This window comes from Blastococcus jejuensis, from assembly GCF_039534705.1.
GTDB lineage: Bacteria > Actinomycetota > Actinomycetes > Mycobacteriales > Geodermatophilaceae > Blastococcus_B > Blastococcus_B jejuensis.
Map to the genome: position 1 here is coordinate 72,932 of NZ_BAAAVV010000008.1, position 17,542 is coordinate 90,473.

The following is a 17,542-nucleotide window of genomic DNA, read 5'->3' on the forward strand; positions in this document are numbered from 1 at the left end:
GCCCCCGGTGCGACCCACTCTAGGAACGGGCGGACCGGTGGACGTCTCATATTGAGACCACCGAGCCCTCCGTGGACGAGTGTGATTCCTGCCACGAGGTGAACGGCAGCGACAACCATCCCCGCCGCCGCCTCGCGTACCTCCGGGGCCCGCGGCGCCCGCGCCCGTCGCGGCTTCGGACGACGAGAACGGGTCGCCGCACCCGCCCTTCGGAGCTTCCGTGCACCCGGGGGGCTGCGGCACCGACGAGTCCGCCCGACCACAACCGTGAGGAGACGACGTGAGTCGGCAAAGCCTGGCGAAGGCCCACCAGAAGATCCAGGAACTGGCCTGGGAGCCCCAGTACCACGAGCCGTACATGAAGTACGGCACCGACTACACCTTCCGGAAGGCGCAGAAGAAGGACCCGCTCAAGCAGATCCTGCGCTCGTACTTCCCGATGGAGGAGGAGAAGGACAACCGCGTCTACGGCGCCGAGGACGGCGCGATCCGCGGGAACATGTTCCGCCAGGTGCAGGAACGCTGGCTGGAGTGGCAGAAGCTGTTCCTGTCGATCATCCCGCTGCCCGAGATCTCGGCCGCCCGCTCGATGCCGATGCTGTTCCACGCGGTGCCGAACCCGGAACTGCACAACGGCCAGGCGATCCAGATGATCGACGAGGTCCGGCACTCGACGATCCAGCAGAACCTCAAGCGCCTGTACATGAACAACTACATCGACCCGGCGGGCTTCAACAACAGCCTGCGGAACTTCCACAACGACTACGCCGGCACCATCGGCCGGCAGTTCGCCGAGGGGTTCATCACCGGGGACGCCATCACCGCGGCCAGCATCTACCTGACCATCGTCGCGGAGACGGCCTTCACGAACACGCTGTTCGTGGCCATGCCGGCCGAGGCGGCGGCCAACGGCGACTACCTGCTGCCGACGGTCTTCCACTCGGTCCAGTCCGACGAGTCCCGGCACATCTCCAACGGGTACGCGACCCTGCTGATGGCGCTGTCCGACGAGGGCAACCGCCAGCTGCTCGAGCGCGACCTGCGCTACGCGTGGTGGAACAACCACGCCGTGGTCGACGCCGCCATCGGCACCTTCATCGAGTACGGCACCAAGGACCGCCGCAAGGACCGGGAGTCCTACGCCGAGATGTGGCGCCGGTGGATCTACGACGACTACTACCGCAGCTACCTGGTCCCGCTGGAGAAGTACGGCCTCACCGTTCCGCACGACCTGGTCGAAGAGGCCTGGAACCGGATCTGGAACAAGGGCTACGTCCACGAGGTCGCCCAGTTCTTCGCCACCGGCTGGCTGGCGAACTACTGGCGGATCGACGGCATGACCGACGAGGACTTCGAGTGGTTCGAGTACAAGTACCCGGGCTGGTACGACAAGTACGGCAAGTGGTGGGAGAACTACAGCCGGCTCGCCATCCCGAACGGGCACAAGCCGATCGTCGGTGAGGACGTCGACTACGTGTACCCGAACCGCTGCTGGGTCTGCATGGTCCCCTGCCTGATCCGCGAGGACATCCAGACCGCCGAGATCGACGGCGTGCACCGCACCTACTGCAGCGAGACCTGCAAGTGGACCGACGTCACGGCGTTCCGGCCGGTCTACCAGGGCCGCGAGACCCCGAACATGGGCCGCCTGGTGGGCCACCGCGAGTGGGAGACCCTCTACCACGGCTGGACGTGGGACAAGGTCGTCGAGGACATGGGCTACGTCCGGGACGACGGGAAGACGATGACGGCGCAGCCGCATCTGAACCTCGACCCCAGCAAGATGTGGACCACCGATCACCTCAAGCGGCTCGGCCCACTCCTGAGCCCGAACGTCCTGTTCAACGAGATGAGCGACGCCGAGCGGACGGCGTTCATCGAGAACTACAGGCGTCAGGGCCCGGCCGGACGGCCGGCACCCCAGAACGCCTGAGCGCGGGTCAGGCGAGGGGGAGGGTCGGCGCGCCCGGCCCTCCCCCGCCAGACACGCACGCCCAGGTCCGGTCACCACCGACGGGAAGGCGGGTCCGTGGGAGAGAAACACCGTGTCCGGTTCGAGCCGGTCGGCATCGAGATCGAGGTCGACGAGGACCAGACGATCCTGCGTGCCGCGGCCGAGCAGGGCGTCGCGCTCATGCACGGGTGCAAGGAAGGCCAGTGCGCGGCCTGCAAGTCCTTCGTGCTGGAGGGCGAGGACATCGAGCTCGACAGCTACTCCACGTTCGCCCTGCCCGACTTCGAGCGGGACGAGGGTTCGACCCTGCTGTGCCGGGCCCACCCCTTCGAAGACCTGGTGATCGAGCTCCTCAACTACGACGAGGAGATGATCCAGTCCGGGCTCCCCCTCCGGCAGGGCACGGTCGAGGTCATCGCGAACGAGCCGGTGACCCACGACATGCGGCACCTCGTGGTCAAGCTCGTGGAGCCCGAGGAGATCAAGTACTTCCCGGGCCAGTACCTGGACTTCCAGGTGCCCGGCCACCACGCGACGCGCTCGTTCTCGATGGCGAACACGCCGAACCGGGAGGGCGTCTTCGAGTTCGTCATCAGGATCTATCCCGGGGGGCTGTTCTCCGGGCACCTGGCCGACAAGATCGCCGTCGGTGACCGGCTGAGCGTGGAGGGGCCCTTCGGCGCCTTCCGGTTCCGGGAGAGCAGTCCCGCGGACCTGTTGTTCCTCGGCGGAGGGGCCGGCCTCGCGCCACTGCTGGCCCTGCTGCGCTCGATGGCCGAACGCGGCCTCGACCGGAAAGTCACCTTCTACTACGGCGCACGGACCCGGCGCGATCTGTGCTTCGAGGAGGAGATCGCGAAGCTGGCAGATCAACTACCCGGCCTGACCTTCGTCCCGGCGCTGTCCGAGCCGACCGGCGACGACGGCTGGGAGGGGGAGACGGGCCTGATCACCGACGTCGTCGAACGCCGGGAGACCGACCTCACGAAGGTGGACGCCTACGTCTGCGGGCCACCGCCCATGGTCGAGGCCGCCATCGCGATGCTCACCCGGCTCGGACGCAGCGAGGACCACATCTTCTACGACAAGTTCACCACCACCGGTGAGCCGGAAGGCGAGGACTGACCATGACCGCTACCACCGAGCGCCCCGAAGCCCCCGAGCGGCCGCCCCGCAGCGTCCCACGGGTCAACTTCACCGACGCCGAGGCCGGGGCGAAGGAGTTCCCCGACTCCGGCGCGAGTGCCCGGCGCTACAACTACTACGTCCCGGCGAAGCGCAAGCAGACCCACTACGAGGACGTCACGGTCGAGGTGCAGCCCGACCCGCGGCACTACCTCATGCAGGGCTGGATCTACGGCTTCGCCGACGGCCAGGCCGGCTACCCGCTGACCTGGACGAAGTTGAAGGCCTGGGGGGTCGACGACCCCGAACCCACACGGGGCATCGGCACCGGCGGTGGCGGCAAGGACCTGCAGTGGCCGGCCCACGGCTGGCACGAGTTCCGGGACCCCAACGAGGAGTGGGAACAGACGATCTACCGGAACAACGCCAACATCGTCCGGCAGATCAACGCGAACATCGAGAACGCGCGCGACGCGAAGTCCTTCGACCAGTGGACCCCCAACTGGGTCCGGTTCGTCGAGCGCAGCGTCGGGGCGTGGATGCACGTCGAGCACATCCTGGGCCTCTACGTGTTCGCGGCCAACGAGCGGTCGTGCCCGACGAACATGCACAACACCGTGCTGGCCGTGAACAGCGCCCACAAGATCCGGTTCGCCCAGGACCTGGCGCTCTACAACCTCACGCTCAGCGAGGAGATCGAGGCCTTCGACGGCGCCGCGCACGTGGACGCCTGGAACAACGACCCCGACATGCAGGGCGTCCGCGAGCTCGTCGAGTCGCTGACGGCCGTCGAGGACGACTGGGGCGAGGCCATGTTCGCCACGAACGTCGTGTTCGAGCCGCTGGTCGGCGAGCTGTTCCGCAGCGGCCTGGTCATGCAGGCCGCACCCGGCAACGGCGACTTCGTCACCCCCACCGTCATGGGGGCCGGCGAGTCCGACTACGCGCAGCGCGACCTGCGCTGGACGAAGGCCTGCTTCGGGCCGCTCGTGCACGACCGGGAGTTCGCCGACCACAACAAGCAGCTCATGCAGGGCTGGCTGTCGACGTGGGTGCCCCGGGCGCTGCGCGCGGCCCGGACGATGCAGCCGCTGTGGTCGCAACCCGATCACCGGCCACCCCGGTTCGAGGACTCCCTCGACCACGCGAAGAAGCGCTTCGCCGTCATCGTGACCGACCTCGGCCTCGACGTCCCGAAGGAGCTGGCCCAGTGACCACCACCGCATCGACCGCGTTCGGCGCCGTCAACGCCACCTCGTCCGGCATGTGCGGCATCACGCTCATGAACGACCAGGTGGGGGAGGTCATCGCCGACGTCATGAAGGAGAAGGCGGGCGTGAAGGTCACGTACCTGCCGTCGATGATCCGCCTGGACGCGGTGACCCGGATGGACTTCGACTACGACGAGCTCTCCGAGGCCCTCGGCGAGGAGCAGGGCTACTTCGACGCGTCGAACCTCGAGGAGAGCATGTCGACCCACTACGGCCGGATGGTCCACGAGGACGACCGGACGATCATGTTCGCCAACCCCGAGGACGCAGCCGAGTACATCGGCTTCGACCTGCCTGCGTCGGTCACCGCAGACGTGCCGGCCGCCAGGGCCTCGGCCGACTGATCCACCCCACGGGCCGCCGGGCGGGTGCACACCCACCCGGCGGCCCTCCTCGGCCCGGCGGTTCCGGCCGGTCCGACCCGCGCAACCGACCGTCCCCCACACCCCCGCGCACCAGGAGGACCCCATGGCCAAGGAACTTCGATTCGGCGCTGATGCCCGGCGCCTGCTGCAGGCAGGCGTGGAGCAACTCGCCGCCTCCGTCAAACCGACCCTCGGCCCCAAGGGCCGCAACGTGATCCTCGAGCGCATCACCGGCTCGCCCGAGGTCACCAACGACGGCGTGACCATCGCCCGCGAGATCTACCTGCGCGACCAGTTCGAGAACATGGGCGCCCAGCTGGTCAAGGAAGCCGCGATCAAGACCAACGACACCGTGGGCGACGGCACCACCACGGCCATCGTGCTGGCCGAGGCCATCGTCCGGCAGGGCATGGCCGCGATCGCCGGCGGCGGCAACCCCGTCCTGGTCAAGCGCGGCATCGACACCGCCGTCGGCCGGCTCGTCGAGCACCTGGCCGCGGCGGCCCACCCGCTGCGCGACGAGGACGACTTCCGCCGGGTGGCCGCCATCTCGGCCAACGACGACGACACGATCGGCGCCGCGGTGGCCCGCGCCCTGTACACCGTCGGCGAGGGCGGCGTCGTCACCGTCGAGGACTCCCCCGTCCTCGGCATCGACGTCGACTTCGTCGAGGACTTCGAGTTCGACAACGGCTACGTCTCGCCGTACATGGTCACCGACGTGGGCCGGCTGGAGGCGGTCCTCGAGGACTGCTACGTCCTGCTGACCGCGCACAAGATCACCGACATCAAGGTCCTGATGCCGGTGCTCGACAGCATCATGCGCCAGCCCAAGCCGCTGGTGATCATCGCCGAGGCCGTCGAGGGGACGGCGCTGCAGATGCTCGTGCACAACCACGTGAACGGGCTCTTCCGGTGCGTCGCGATCCAGGCCCCCGGCTTCGGCGAGAAGCGCATCCACATGCTGGAGGACATCGCCGCGCTCACCGGCGGCCAGGTGCACTCCCGGGCGTCGTCTTTCGCCCTCGAGCAGATGACCACGGCGCTCCTGGGCCAGGCCGACCAGGTCCGGGTGACCAGCGACCACACGACGATCATCGGGGGGCGCGGCGACGCCGCCGCCCGCGAACGCCGGCTGAGCCAGCTGCGGGCCGAGCTGGGCCGGGCGACGATCGGCACCGACCAGGACTTCCTGTCCGAGCGGATCGCCCGGCTCTCCGGCAAGGCCGCGGTCATCCGGGTGGGCATGCCGACCAACGCCGAGGCCAAGGAGGTCCGGCACCGCGTCGACGACTCGCTGCAGGCCACCAGGGCCGCGATGGCCGAGGGGATCCTGGCCGGCGGCGGCGCGGCGCTGCTGCACGCGGAGCCGGCGCTGAACGACCTCGACGTGCACGGCGACTACCGCGTCGGCGTGGAGATCGTGCGCGGCGCGCTCACCGAACCGCTGCACCTGATCGCGGCCAACGCCGGGTACGACGCGGAGGACGTCGTCAAGCAGGTCGGGACGATGGCGGTGGACGAGGGCTTCGACGCGCTCGAGGGCCGCTTCGGCAACATGCTCGAGCTCGGCGTCATCGACCCGCTGCGGGTGGTGCGCTCGGCGCTGCAGAACGGCGCATCGGTCGCCGGTCTGGTCCTGACGACGGACTCGCTCGTCGCCGAGGAACAGACGCCCTGGAACAAGTCGCTGATGACCGAGTTCGGGCAGCTCGACGAGGGGATCCCCCAGCCCTCGCCGGACGCGAGCACCCCCCAGTCGCTGGGTCTCGGCCCGTCCATGGGGTGAGCAGTGCCGGCCACGGCGACCGTCTCAAAGTGAGACGTTCGCCGTGGCCGGTGGTCCGTAACTTCCGCGTCATACCCCGCCGCCGCAGCACACCCTGTGGTCGGCGGCCAGCGTCGACCTCCGAGGAGGCCTGGGCATGCGCGCCGTCCGAGTGCACCGGTACCACGAGGATCCCACCGTCGACGACATCGCCGAACCGAAGCTCACCGGCCCGCTCGACGTCATCGTCAAGATCGGTGGCGCCGGGGTCTGCCGCACCGACCTGCACATCCTCGAGGGGCAGTGGGCCGAGGTGCAGAACCCGGACCTGCCGTACGTGATCGGGCACGAGAACGCCGGCTGGGTGCACGAGGTGGGCGACGGCGTCACCAACGTGGCGGTCGGCGACACGGTGATCCTGCATCCGCAACCCAGCTGCGGCCTGTGCCAGGCGTGCCGCGCCGGCAAGGACATGCAGTGCGCGAACGCGTTCTTCCCCGGCCTGTCCAACAACGACGGCGGCATGGCCGAGTACCTGCGCACGACGGCGCGGGCCTGCGTCAAGCTCGACCCGTCGACCAACCCGGCCGACGTCGCCGCGCTCGCCGACGCCGGCATCACCGCTTACCACGCCGTCCGCAAGGCGCTGCCCCTGCTGCACCCGGGCACGACCGCCGTCGTGCAGGGCGCGGGCGGCCTGGGCCACATCGGCATCCAGTGCCTGGCCGCGCTGAGCGGGACCCGCGTCGTCGTCGTCGACAAGAACCCGGCTGCACTGGAGCTCGCCGGGCAGATCGGCGCGGACCAGACCGTGCTCGCCGACGGCGGGCACGTGGCCGCCGTCCAGGACCTCACCGGCGGAGGGGCCCAGGTCGTCTTCGACTTCGTCGCCGAGCAGGGCGCCGAGATGGACGGCTGGAACATGACCGCGCCCGACGGCTCGTACTACGTCATCGGCTACGGCGGGGAGCTGCACATCCCGACGCTGGACATCATCGCGACCGAGCGCAGCATCGTCGGCAACATCGTCGGCACCTACAACGACCTCGCCGAGCTGATGGTCCTCGCCCAGGCCGGCAAGGTCACGCTGCACACCCAGCAGTACCCCCTCGACCGGGCCGTGGACGCACTCCACGACCTCGACGCGGGCAAGGTGCGCGGTCGCGCCATTCTCGTTCCCTGATCCCGTTTTTCGCCCTGGAACTGCCGCATCCATCGACGCGAGAGGTGCACGTTCATGTACGAGAAGGATGGCGAGAAGTACTTCATCGTCGACAGCCACATGCACTTCTGGGACGCCAGCCGTGACAACTGGGTCGAAGGCCGGGAGCAGTACGCCAAGGGCTGGATCGACTGCTTCTACGGCTACCACCAGCTCGCCCCGCCCACGACGCACTGGGAGTGGGACAAGTACCTCAAGGTGTCCGCGGACGACCTGATGCGGGACGTGTTCGAGGAAGGCCACGTCGACAAGGCCATCTTCCAGTCGACCTACCTGAAGTACTGGTACAAGAACGGCTTCAACACCACCGAGCAGAACGCGGCGATGCTGGACAAGCACCCCGACAAGTTCATCGTCAACGGCCGGTGGGACCCGCGGGACGGCGATGCCGGGCTCAAGCAGCTCGAGGAGGACGCCGCGCGCTGGAACCTCAAGGGCGTCAAGCTCTACACCGCCGAGTGGCACGAGAACGGCTCCCGCGGCTGGAAGCTCACCGACAAGGACTCCTACCGGTTCCTGGAGAAGTGCCGGGAACTGGGCATCAAGAACATCCACGCCCACAAGGGCCCGACGATCTGGCCGCTGAACAAGGACGGCTTCGCCGTCGAGGACGTCGACCAGGCCGCCACGGACTTCCCGGACCTGAACTTCATCGTCGAGCACGCCGGCATCCCCCGCATCGACGACTTCGCCTACATCGCCGTGCAGGAGCCCAACGTCTACGCGGGCTGCTCGGTCGTCGTCGGCGCGCTGATGCATGCCCGCCCGAAGTTCTTCGCCCGGATCATGGGCGAGCTGCTGTTCTGGGTCGGCGAGGACCGGATGACCTTCGGCAGCGACTACAACATCTGGACGCCGAGGTGGCAGGTCGAGGGTCTGGTCGACTGGCAGATGCCCGACGACGAGGCGTTCAGCGACTACCCGAAGCTGACGACGGCCACCAAGAAGAAGATCCTCGGTCTCAACGCGGCCCGGCTGTACGACATCGAGGTGCCGGCCGAGTGCCAGCTCCCCGCCGCGGGCGAGATCCCGGCCCAGCGCGAACCCGAGCAGCCCGGCGAGCAGCTGGTCACCGGAGCGGCGGGCGCGGGGACGACGGCGTGACCCTGCGCGACTCCGTCTGGCAGGCGCTGGGGACGGTGCTCGACCCGGAGCTCGACGAACCGATCACGGATCTCGACTTCGTGGCCTCGTGCACCGTCTCCGGCGACGGCCACGGCGGTTCCGTGGCCGACGTCCGGCTGCGGCTGCCCACCTTCTTCTGCGCGCCGAACTTCTCGTTCCTGATGGTCGCCGACGCCTACGACGCCGTCGCGGCCGTGCCAGGGGTGACGCGGGCGGAGATCACCCTGACCGACCACCACGCCTCCGACGAGATCAACCGGGGCATCGCGGCGCACGCCGGCTTCGTCGAGGTGTTCGAGGGGGAGGCCGAGACCGACCTCGCCGGGCTGCGGCGGTACTTCCTGGAGAAGTCCGTCATCGCCGGGCAGGACCGGGTCGCCCGACCGCTGGTGGACGCCGGGGTCGGCCCCGAGGAGCTCGCCGAGCTGACGCTCGGGTCGGCGCCGGCCTCGCCGGCGCTCGACCGGCTGCGCCAGCGGCGGGCGGCGCTGGGGCTCCCGGACGACGACGACGCGCCCCTGCTGATCCATGCCGACGGCAGCCGGGTCAGCTCGGCGCAGGTACCGCTGCACCTCCGCCGAGCCCGGCTCACCCGGCTCGGCATCGAGACCAACGGAGAGTTCTGCAAGAGCTTCCTGGCCTCCCGGTATGCCGGCGCGGCCGGGACCGGCTGGTGAAGGACCCCGTCCCCCTCACCCCTCGCACGCTCGGGGCGAGCCTCCGGACGGGGCCTTAGCCCGGGTGCGCGACCACGACCCGGAAGAGGTTCTGCAGCCGGTAACCCCCCGCCGGGGTGCGGTACTGCGCCATGCGCCCCAGCACGGCGTCGCGCAGCGCGACCGGACCGGCCCGGCGGCCGACCGCCCGCGCCAGGGCGGAGTCGAAGAACGGTCCGAGCAGCTCGTCGGTGTCGGCGTAGTCGAACGGGCAGGTCACCTCCTCGACGCGCTCGACGACGAGCCCGGCGTGCTCGGCGACCTCACGGAGCCGGCCGGGCTCGGTGACCGGCGGCGGGCCGGGCGGCGGGCGACGGGGACCCAGCCACGGGGCGAGCGCCTCGCCGAAGGCCCGGATGTCGCACTCCTCCTCGCGCCCCCACACCGTGGCCGCGACGACCGAGCCGTGCTCCCCCGCCCCGGCCAGCACCGCGACCGGGTCGGCCACGTGCATGAGCAGCTGCACCGCGGCGACCACGTCGACGCGGCCGGGCGGCGGATGGTGCGCGTCGCCGACCGCGAAGACCCCCTCCGGCACCGCGGCCGCGGCCTGCGCGACGGCCGCCGGGTCGAGGTCGGTGCCCGTGACCCGGGCACCACGGTCGGCCGCGGCGCGCGCGAACAAGCCGGCGCCGCACCCGAGGTCGAGCACGGTGGTGCCCGGGCCGACCGCGGTCGCGTCCAGGACCGCCGCGTACAGCGGGTCACCCCAGCCGCGCGGCCCCTCACCGCTCACCCGTCCGAGCCTAGCCACGCCGTCACCGGCCCCGTTCGCGGCGGGAGGTGACCGGCGATGTTCCGCGCGGCGTCACGGACGCCGGTCCCGCTGCTCCCGAACGGTGAGCGCCCCGCCGCGGTCGGCCGGCTGGCCCTGTTCGGCCCCGCCTTCGTCGCCGCCATCGCCTACGTCGACCCGGGCAACTTCGCCACCAACGTCGCGGGCGGCGCGTCCTTCGGCTACCTGCTGCTCTGGGTGATCGTCGTCGCGAACGTCATGGCGATGTTCGTGCAGAGCCTGTCGGCGAAGCTCGGCCTGGCGACCGGCGCGAACCTGCCGGAGGTGTGCCGGGAGACGTTCCGCCGTCCCGTCGTCCGCGGCCTGTGGGTGCAGGCCGAGCTCGTGGCCATGGCGACCGACCTGGCCGAGGTGATCGGCGGGGCGATCGCGCTCAACCTGCTGTTCGGGCTGCCGCTGCTGACCGGCGGGATCATCACCGGCGCCGTGGCCTTCGGCCTGCTGGCGCTGCACGGCCGCGGCCAGCGGCGGTTCCAGGGCGCGATCACCGGGCTGTTCGCGGTGATCCTGATCGGCTTCCTCGTCATGCTGCTGCGGGCACCGGTGGAACCTGCGGCGGCGGCCGCCGGGCTGGTGCCCGCGTTCGAGGGCACCGAGAGCCTCGTGCTGGCCACCGGCATCCTCGGCGCGACGGTGATGCCGCACGCCATCTACCTGCACTCCGCCCTCATCCCCCGCGGGATCGAGCTGGCCTCGGCCCGGCAGCGCCGCTTCGCGCTGCGGACCCAGCGCGTCGACGTCATGACCGCGATGGGTCTGGCCGGGCTGGTCAACGCCGCGATGCTGCTGATCGCGGCGGCACTCTTCTACGGCTCGGACATCGCGGCGACCGACACCCTGGCCGGGGCGCACGCCGGGATCGCGTTCACCCTCGACGATTCCGCCGCGCTGCTGTTCGCCCTGGCGCTGCTGGCCTCCGGGTTCGCCTCGGCCGGCGTGGGCACGTTCGCGGGCCAGGTGGTCATGCAGGGCTTCATCCGGCGCCGGATCCCGCTGCTGGCGCGCCGGGCCCTGACCCTGGCGCCGGCGCTGGTGGTGCTGGCGCTCGGCCTCGACCCGACGTGGGCGCTGGTCATCTCCCAGGTGGTGCTCTCGTTCGGGATCCCGTTCGCGCTGGTCCCGCTCCTGCTGCTCACCCGCCGTCGCGACGTGATGGGCGACCTCGCCAACCGCCGGTCGACGACCGCGGTGGCGGCGGTCGTCGCGGGGGTCATCATCGCCCTCAACGCCGTCCTGCTCGCCCAGCTGGTGGGGTGAGCCAGGACGCCGTGCGCTGACCTGCCACGCCGTACGGTGCCCGCCGTGGAGTTCCGGTCGACGGTGGTGCTGGGCGGGAAGACGGCGACGGGCATCCAGGTGCCCGACGATGTCGTCGAGGCGTTGGGCTCGGGCAAGCGACCGCCCGTCGTCGTCACGCTCGCCGGCTACACCTACCGGACGACGGTGGCGGCCTACAGCGGCGAGTTCTGGATCCCGCTGGCCGCCGAGCACCGCGAGGCCGCGGGCGTGACCGCCGGCGAGGTGGTCGACGTCGGCCTCGAGCTCGACACCGCGCCGCGCGAGGTGCCGGTCCCCGACGACCTGGCCGCCGCGATGGACGACGCCGCGCGCTCGGCGTTCGACGGGCTGGCGTTCACGCACCGCAAGGAGTGGGTGCGCTGGGTCGAGGAGGCCAAGAAGCCCGAGACCAGGACGGCGCGGATCGCGAAGACCGTCGAGGGCCTCAAGGCCGGCCGGAAGACGCGCTGATTCGCACTTGACCCTGACGCGACGTCAGGCTGTTCCCTTCTCCGTGTCACGAGGAGGGAGGGACCGATGAACGTGGGAGACGTCGCCGCGCTGGCCGGCGTGACGGTGCGCACGCTGCACCACTACGACCGGATCGGCCTGCTGTCGCCGTCCGGGCGGACGGCGGCGGGCTACCGGCAGTACTCGCCGGCCGACCTGGACCGGCTGCACCAGGTGCTGCTCTACCGCGAGCTCGGGTTCCCCCTGGAGGAGGTCGCGACCCTGCTCGACGACCCGTCCGCCGACCCCGAGGTGCACCTGCGCCGTCAGCACCGGCTGCTGCGGGACCGGATGGAACGGACGTCGGCGATGGTCGCGGCCGTCGAGAAGGAGATGGAGGCACGAGCCATGGGGATCTCGCTCACCCCCGAGGAGCGGTTCGAGGTGTTCGGCGACCACGACCCCGCGCAGTACGACGCCGAGGTGGAGGAGCGCTGGGGCGACACGGACGCGTACGCGGAGTCGAAGCGGAAGACCGCGGCGTACTCCAAGGACGACTGGGTGCGGATCAAGGCCGAGATGGAGGACCTCGGCACCCGGTGGGTGGCCGTGATGCGGTCCGGTGCCGCGCCCGAGTCCGTCGAGGCGATGGACGTCGCGGAGGCCAACCGGCAGCACATCAGCCGGAACTTCTACGAGTGCTCGCCGGAGATGCACGCCGGTCTGGGCCGCATGTACGTGGAGGACGAGCGGTTCACCGCCACCTACGAGGCCATGGCGCCGGGTCTGGCGCAGTACGTGAGCACCGCCGTCCAGGCCAACGCCGCCCGCCAGGGCTGATCAGCCGCCTCGGCGAGATCGGCGATCTCGCTCGCCTTGGGCCGCCAAGGTGCGCGAGATCGCCGATCTCGCCGGCTCAGACGCGGGCGACCGGCTCGGCGTGCCCGTGCGTGTACGTGTCCACCGACTCATCCTGCTCGACCGGGCCGCGCAGCCGCCGGGCGAATACGTGGTTCCGGTCGTCCGGAATACGTCGTTCGCCGGATTCCCGGCGTCCCGCCCGTCGGCACTCTTCTCCCACCGGCGCAGCACCCGCCCAGCCGGACCCACGGAGGAGGAACACCGAGATGTCGGAGAAGAACCTGTTCGGGACCACCAGCGAGCGCGCCCGCTTCGAGGAGAAGGCCCGCGAGCGTCGCACCGTGACGGGCACGGCGACGGATGCGCTGACGCCGACCGTCGTCCTGCTGATCGTGTCGCCCAGCCTGCTCGGCACGACGTTCATCGGCTGATCGGCGTCCCCCGTACTGCCGGCCCGGACCCCAGTCGTCCGCGGCCGGCAGTGCGACGCCGCCCTACAGCCGACCCGCAGCCGACCCACCGTCCGCCCCAGAGGAGTGCCGATGTACCAGGACCGGGGAACCGAGGAGACCGTGGCGCAGGTCTGCGCCGCCGACCCCTTCCGGGGGGCCACCGTCGTCGACGTCGTCGCCCTGCACCAGCGCAGCCTCTGCTACCGGCTGCGGTTCGACGACGGCCGCTCGGCCTTCGTCAAGCGCGCGCTCCCCACGGGCTCCGGTGGGGCGGTCGACCAGGAGGTCGCCGTCCTCCGGCAGCTGAGCGGGTCGGACCTGCCGGTCCCCCGGCTGCTCGCCGCCCTCGGCGACCCGCGTGCCCCCGTCCTGGTCACCGAGGACGTCACCGGCAGCGGCACCCTCGAGACCTGCCGGCTGGACGCCGGCGGCACCAGCCCCGCGTGGGCCCGCGCCGCCGCCCGCAGCGTGGCCGCGATCCACGCCGTCCCGACCGGCTCCCTTCCCGGCGACTTCCCCCGCTGCGACCCCGCCCGCCGGTTGGTGCGGGCCTGGACGGTCGTCAGCCCCCGCGAGGTCACCCGGTACGCCAGCGGCTTCGCCGAGGCGCTCCGGCTGCTGCGGGGCAGCCACCTCGTGCCGCTGCTCCGGGCCACCGCCGACGAATGGCGGCCCACGGCGGTCGTCCACGGCGACATCAAGAGCGACAACATCCTGTGCGGTGCCGCTCCCGAGGCCCCCCGCCCGCTCGCGCTGGTCGACTGGGAGGCCGGCGGCCTGGGCGACCCGCGCTGGGACGTCGGCTGCCTGATCGGCGACCTCGTCTTCACCTGGCTGTCCGGGATCGACCTCGACGCCGGCCCGTCCCTCGACGACTGGATCGCGGCGGCCGATCCCCCCTTCAGCGCGGTCCGCACCGACATCGCCGCCGCCGTCGCCGCGTACGAGGCCCTCGTGCCCGTGGTCGCAGCCGATCGGCGGCTGTGGGTCCGCTTCGCTGCGTTCTTCCTGCTGCAGCGGCTGTGCTCGGCCGCGATCCACAGCCAGGTCCTCCCCTCGCGGTCGCTGGCCTACCTGCAGGTCGCCGGCCAACTGCTACGACGTCCCGACGAGTGCGCGGAGCTGCTGCTGTGTCCCTGATCCTCGACACCCTCCGCCCCGCGGCGCCCGAGACCGCCGGCGGATGGGACGACCTGCTGGCCGACATCGCCGCGCAGACCCAGGCCGGCGTGGACGGCTTCCGGCTCGGCACCGACGTCGTGGCGGTGGCCCCCCGGCGTGGGCACGGCTACCACCAGACCCTGACCGCCACGCTCACGCACGCGCTCTACGAGCGCTTCTACCACCACCACGAGACCCCGCACCTCCACCGCGGCCCCACCGGCGCCGCCGACAAGCGGCCGGCCTCGGCCCGCGAGGACCCCGCGTTCTGCCACCGGCTGCGCGCGGGCCTGGGCGAGCGGTACTACTGGGAGGGCGGGTGGCGGGTGGTCGGGCCCGGCGACGACGACCGCACGGTGGTCGAGCGCGACGACCTGGTCCTGCACGTGACCGACGACGAGGTCGAGGCGACCGCCGACGGCGTCCTCGTCCGGTTCCCCGCCGACCGACCGTGGGCGTCCACCGGCTTCTACGTGGTGACCGGCACCAGCGGCCCGATGACCCGCGCCACCGGCCTGGCCCGCTGCTACCTGCACCTGCTGCCGGAGACGGCACCCGAGGTGTTCGCCAGGATCGTCCGCGGCCTGGACGCGGCCGGTCTGCCCTTCACGGCCAAGGTCCTCAACGACCCGCTCGCGTTCGGCCGGCCGGACTCCGCCGTCGTCTACGTCGCCCGCGAGCAGATCCGGACGGTCCTGGAGGTCGTGCTCGCCGAGCGGCGCCGCGACTCGGCGGCGTTCGGCAGCTCCGTGCCCGCGTTCACCCGCCGGGTCCTGCGCGGGGTGGCGGTCGCCGACGACCCGGGCCCCGGGACGAGCTTCGGCCAGCACCGGTGCTGCGCGGTCGCCTCGGGGATCGTCGCGGCGGGACCGGTGGCCGGGCCGGCCGAGCGGCTGGCCGCCGTGCGCCGGGCGCTGACCGACGAGGGCCTCGACCTCTCCGCCCTGCACCTCGCCCCGGGGCGGGCCGAGTTCGACCTGGCGGACTGGTGAGCGCCGCCGGTGGCGTCGCCATCTCGGTGTCCCGTCGCGCCGTCGCCGAGTCCGCGCTGGTCGCCGGGCTGCTCGGGGTGATCGCGGTCCGGCAGGGGTTCGGCGTCGTCGGGGCCGCCGGCACCGCGGCGGCGGTCGTCGCGGTGGCGCTCGCCTCGGCGGCCGCGCACGAGTGGGGCCACGTGATCGCCGCGCGACGGCAGGGCCTGCGCGTGCTGGCGCTGCGCCTCGAGGGGCTGCTCGGCGGTGCCGTGGAGCGCGAACGCAGCGGCAGCGCGGGGGCCGAGCTGCGCATCTGCCTCGCCGGCCCGCTGGTGACCCTCGCGCTGGCGCTGACCGGCGGCGCGTTCGCGCTGGCCGGATCCGCGGCGGGGCTCGTGCTCGCCGTCGTCAACGCCCTGGCCCTGGTCGGCTGCACCCTGCCGCCGTCGCGCAGCGACGCGGGCCGGGCCTGGGCGGCCTGGCGCCTGACCCGCCGGGTCAGGACTCGGTAGCCCAGACCCGTTCGGCGACCAGGGCGGCGTGCACGCGGTCGGCGGGGACCAGCCCGATGCGGGTGCGCCGGTCGAGCAGGTCCGACACGGTCCGCGCCCCCTCGTGGCGCAGCCCGAACCGCAGCTCGCCGACCGTCTCGGGGCGGCCCTCCACCACCGGTTCGGACCCCAGCGCCGCGACCACCGGCGCCTCGGTGCCGTACCGGGCGACCAGTCGGGCCGGGGCGTCGACCTTCGCCAGCGCCGAGCGGGGTGCGGCCCCCACCAGCGGCAGCCGGGCGGTCAGCGCGCGCCGCGCTCCGCGGCCCAGCCGCGCGACCACGGCGTCCACCGCCTCCTGCGCCATCGCCCGGTAGGTGGTCAGCTTCCCGCCGACCACGGTGAGGACCGGTCCGTCCCAGGAGAGCAGGTGCTTGCGGGAGAGGTCGGCGGTGGCGTCACCCGGCCCGGTGCCGGCCGACGCCGGCAGCACGAGCGGGCGCAGGCCGGCGTAGGACCCGACGACGTCGGCGCGCGTCAGCGGATCGGCGAGCACCTGGTTGACCGTCTCGAGGAGCTGGGCGATCTCCTCCTTGCTGGGCGACGGGTCGTCGTCGGGCACCGGCCCCTCGACCGGCTCGTCGGTGAGCCCGAGGTAGACCAGCCCGCCCGGCTGCGGCAGCGCGAACACGTACCGGGACCGCGAGCCGGGCAGGGGGACGGTGAGCGCGGCGGTCGGGTCGCCCAGCCGGGACCCGCGGACGACGAGGTGCGAGCCGCGCGAGGGCACCAGCCGCACGCCGGGCGCCAGTGTCTGCGCCCACACCCCGGCGGCGTTGACCACCACCCCGGCCCGCAGCGAGATCGACCCGCCGTCGGCGAGGCTCACGTGCACGTCTGCGCCGTCGACCGCCGTCACCGCGGCCCCGGTCAGCACCCGGGCGCCGTACTGCGCCGCCGTCCGCGCGAGCGCGACCACCAGCCGGGCGTCGTCGACGAGCTGGCCGTCCCAGAACACGACCCCGCCCCCGCCCGGCCGCACCGCCGGCGTGAGCCGCGCGACGTCGGCGGCCGACACCCGCCGGGTCGCCGGCAGCGAGCCCCGGCCGCCGGGCACCGAGAACCGGACGGCGTCGCCCAGCCGCCCCCCGGCGGCGGCCAGCGCGGAGACGTCGCGCCCCGCCGCGTCGGGCACGAGGAATGGCAGCGGGCGGACCAGGTGCGGCGCCGTCGCCCCCATGAGGACGGCGCGCTCGCGGGCGCTCTCCCGCGCCAGGCCGATCTCCCCGTGCGCCAGGTAGCGCAGCCCGCCGTGCACGAGCTTCGACGACCAGCGACTGGTGCCCGAGGCCAGGTCGGCCCGCTCCAGGAGCACGACCGAGAGCCCGCGGCTGGCGGCGTCGAGCGCGACGCCGGTGCCGGTGACGCCGCCGCCGACCACCACGACGTCGACCGAGCTCCCGGCGACGGCGGCCAGGTCACGCGCGCGGCGCTCGGCGGAGAGGGAGCCGGGCAGCAGCGGACCGGTCACCG

General features: G+C 72.1%; 17 protein-coding genes. 15 read left to right on the forward strand and 2 right to left on the reverse strand.

Annotated features, from left to right (window positions below; translation table 11 throughout):
- Nucleotides 1-280: 280 nt before the first annotated feature.
- From ABD644_RS16580 to ABD644_RS16615, 8 genes are all read left to right on the forward strand, one after another.
- Complete coding sequence (locus tag ABD644_RS16580) at nt 281-1,933, forward strand: ferritin family protein (RefSeq protein ID WP_344690093.1); 1,653 nt, start codon at nt 281-283, stop codon at nt 1,931-1,933.
- Nucleotides 1,934-2,029: 96 nt separating this feature from the next.
- A complete protein-coding gene (locus tag ABD644_RS16585) occupies nt 2,030-3,079 on the forward strand; it encodes an NADH:ubiquinone reductase (Na(+)-transporting) subunit F (protein WP_344690094.1) in 1,050 nt (349 codons plus the stop codon).
- Between the two features lie 2 nt (nt 3,080-3,081).
- Complete coding sequence (locus ABD644_RS16590) at nt 3,082-4,293, forward strand: ferritin family protein (protein WP_344690095.1); 1,212 nt, start codon at nt 3,082-3,084, stop codon at nt 4,291-4,293.
- A complete protein-coding gene (gene mimD / locus ABD644_RS16595) occupies nt 4,290-4,694 on the forward strand; it encodes a propane 2-monooxygenase effector subunit MimD (RefSeq protein WP_344690096.1) in 405 nt (134 codons plus the stop codon). Before ABD644_RS16590 ends, mimD begins: the two co-directional genes overlap by 4 nt.
- A 124-nt stretch (nt 4,695-4,818) precedes the next feature.
- On the forward strand, nt 4,819-6,504 hold the full coding sequence (gene groL, locus ABD644_RS16600; protein ID WP_344690097.1) for a chaperonin GroEL: 1,686 nt from the start codon (nt 4,819-4,821) through the stop codon (nt 6,502-6,504).
- A gap of 136 nt (nt 6,505-6,640) precedes the next feature.
- Complete coding sequence (locus ABD644_RS16605; protein WP_344690098.1) at nt 6,641-7,666, forward strand: NAD(P)-dependent alcohol dehydrogenase; 1,026 nt, start codon at nt 6,641-6,643, stop codon at nt 7,664-7,666.
- Between the two features lie 54 nt (nt 7,667-7,720).
- The gene (locus ABD644_RS16610; protein ID WP_344690099.1) at nt 7,721-8,809 is read left to right on the forward strand and encodes an amidohydrolase family protein; all 1,089 of its coding nucleotides are present in this window, start codon (nt 7,721-7,723) and stop codon (nt 8,807-8,809) included.
- Complete coding sequence (locus tag ABD644_RS16615) at nt 8,806-9,507, forward strand: iron-sulfur cluster assembly protein (RefSeq protein ID WP_344690100.1); 702 nt, start codon at nt 8,806-8,808, stop codon at nt 9,505-9,507. Before ABD644_RS16610 ends, ABD644_RS16615 begins: the two co-directional genes overlap by 4 nt.
- Nucleotides 9,508-9,562: 55 nt before the next feature.
- On the opposite strand, the gene ABD644_RS16620 is transcribed toward ABD644_RS16615, so the two are convergent.
- Nucleotides 9,563-10,282: a class I SAM-dependent methyltransferase gene (locus ABD644_RS16620; RefSeq protein WP_344690101.1), complete on the reverse strand. Its 720-nt coding sequence runs from the start codon at nt 10,280-10,282 to the stop codon at nt 9,563-9,565.
- A 57-nt stretch (nt 10,283-10,339) separates the two neighbouring features.
- On the opposite strand from ABD644_RS16620, the gene ABD644_RS16625 reads away from it, so the two are divergent.
- From ABD644_RS16625 to ABD644_RS16655, 7 genes are all read left to right on the forward strand, one after another.
- Nucleotides 10,340-11,599: an Nramp family divalent metal transporter gene (locus ABD644_RS16625; RefSeq protein WP_344690102.1), complete on the forward strand. Its 1,260-nt coding sequence runs from the start codon at nt 10,340-10,342 to the stop codon at nt 11,597-11,599.
- Between the two features lie 45 nt (nt 11,600-11,644).
- On the forward strand, nt 11,645-12,091 hold the full coding sequence (locus ABD644_RS16630; RefSeq protein ID WP_344690103.1) for a YdeI/OmpD-associated family protein: 447 nt from the start codon (nt 11,645-11,647) through the stop codon (nt 12,089-12,091).
- A 66-nt stretch (nt 12,092-12,157) separates the two neighbouring features.
- Nucleotides 12,158-12,910: a MerR family transcriptional regulator gene (locus ABD644_RS16635; protein ID WP_344690105.1), complete on the forward strand. Its 753-nt coding sequence runs from the start codon at nt 12,158-12,160 to the stop codon at nt 12,908-12,910.
- 287 nt (nt 12,911-13,197) lie between these two features.
- Nucleotides 13,198-13,362 carry a hypothetical protein gene (locus ABD644_RS16640; RefSeq protein WP_344690106.1) on the forward strand — a complete coding sequence of 55 codons (165 nt, stop codon included), beginning with the start codon at nt 13,198-13,200 and terminating at the stop codon, nt 13,360-13,362.
- Nucleotides 13,363-13,473: 111 nt separating this feature from the next.
- Nucleotides 13,474-14,523, forward strand: coding sequence for a phosphotransferase family protein (locus ABD644_RS16645; protein WP_344690107.1), 1,050 nt, complete (start codon nt 13,474-13,476; stop codon nt 14,521-14,523).
- Nucleotides 14,514-15,536, forward strand: a complete 1,023-nt coding sequence (locus ABD644_RS16650) for a T3SS effector HopA1 family protein (RefSeq protein WP_344690108.1) — start codon at nt 14,514-14,516, stop codon at nt 15,534-15,536. The genes ABD644_RS16645 and ABD644_RS16650 overlap by 10 nt, the downstream gene beginning before the upstream one ends.
- Nucleotides 15,533-16,030, forward strand: coding sequence for a zinc metalloprotease (locus ABD644_RS16655; RefSeq protein ID WP_344690109.1), 498 nt, complete (start codon nt 15,533-15,535; stop codon nt 16,028-16,030). The genes ABD644_RS16650 and ABD644_RS16655 overlap by 4 nt, the downstream gene beginning before the upstream one ends.
- Here the strand turns inward: ABD644_RS16655 and ABD644_RS16660 are convergent.
- Nucleotides 16,017-17,540 carry a glycerol-3-phosphate dehydrogenase/oxidase gene (locus tag ABD644_RS16660; RefSeq protein ID WP_344690110.1) on the reverse strand — a complete coding sequence of 508 codons (1,524 nt, stop codon included), beginning with the start codon at nt 17,538-17,540 and terminating at the stop codon, nt 16,017-16,019. The two genes, ABD644_RS16655 and ABD644_RS16660, sit on opposite strands and share 14 nt — an antisense overlap.
- Nucleotides 17,541-17,542 lie beyond the last annotated feature (2 nt).

Excerpts from the sequence above, each read along its gene's own strand:
- ABD644_RS16625 (WP_344690102.1), top strand. The coding sequence starts at position 10,340 with ATGTTCCGCGCGGCGTCACGGACGCCGGTCCCGCTGCTCCCGAACGGT.
- ABD644_RS16590 (WP_344690095.1), top strand. The coding sequence starts at position 3,082 with ATGACCGCTACCACCGAGCGCCCCGAAGCCCCCGAGCGGCCGCCCCGC.
- ABD644_RS16635 (WP_344690105.1), top strand. The coding sequence starts at position 12,158 with ATGAACGTGGGAGACGTCGCCGCGCTGGCCGGCGTGACGGTGCGCACG.
- ABD644_RS16645 (WP_344690107.1), top strand. The coding sequence starts at position 13,474 with ATGTACCAGGACCGGGGAACCGAGGAGACCGTGGCGCAGGTCTGCGCC.
- ABD644_RS16605 (WP_344690098.1), top strand. The coding sequence starts at position 6,641 with ATGCGCGCCGTCCGAGTGCACCGGTACCACGAGGATCCCACCGTCGAC.
- groL (WP_344690097.1), top strand. The coding sequence starts at position 4,819 with ATGGCCAAGGAACTTCGATTCGGCGCTGATGCCCGGCGCCTGCTGCAG.
- ABD644_RS16640 (WP_344690106.1), top strand. The coding sequence starts at position 13,198 with ATGTCGGAGAAGAACCTGTTCGGGACCACCAGCGAGCGCGCCCGCTTC.
- ABD644_RS16610 (WP_344690099.1), top strand. The coding sequence starts at position 7,721 with ATGTACGAGAAGGATGGCGAGAAGTACTTCATCGTCGACAGCCACATG.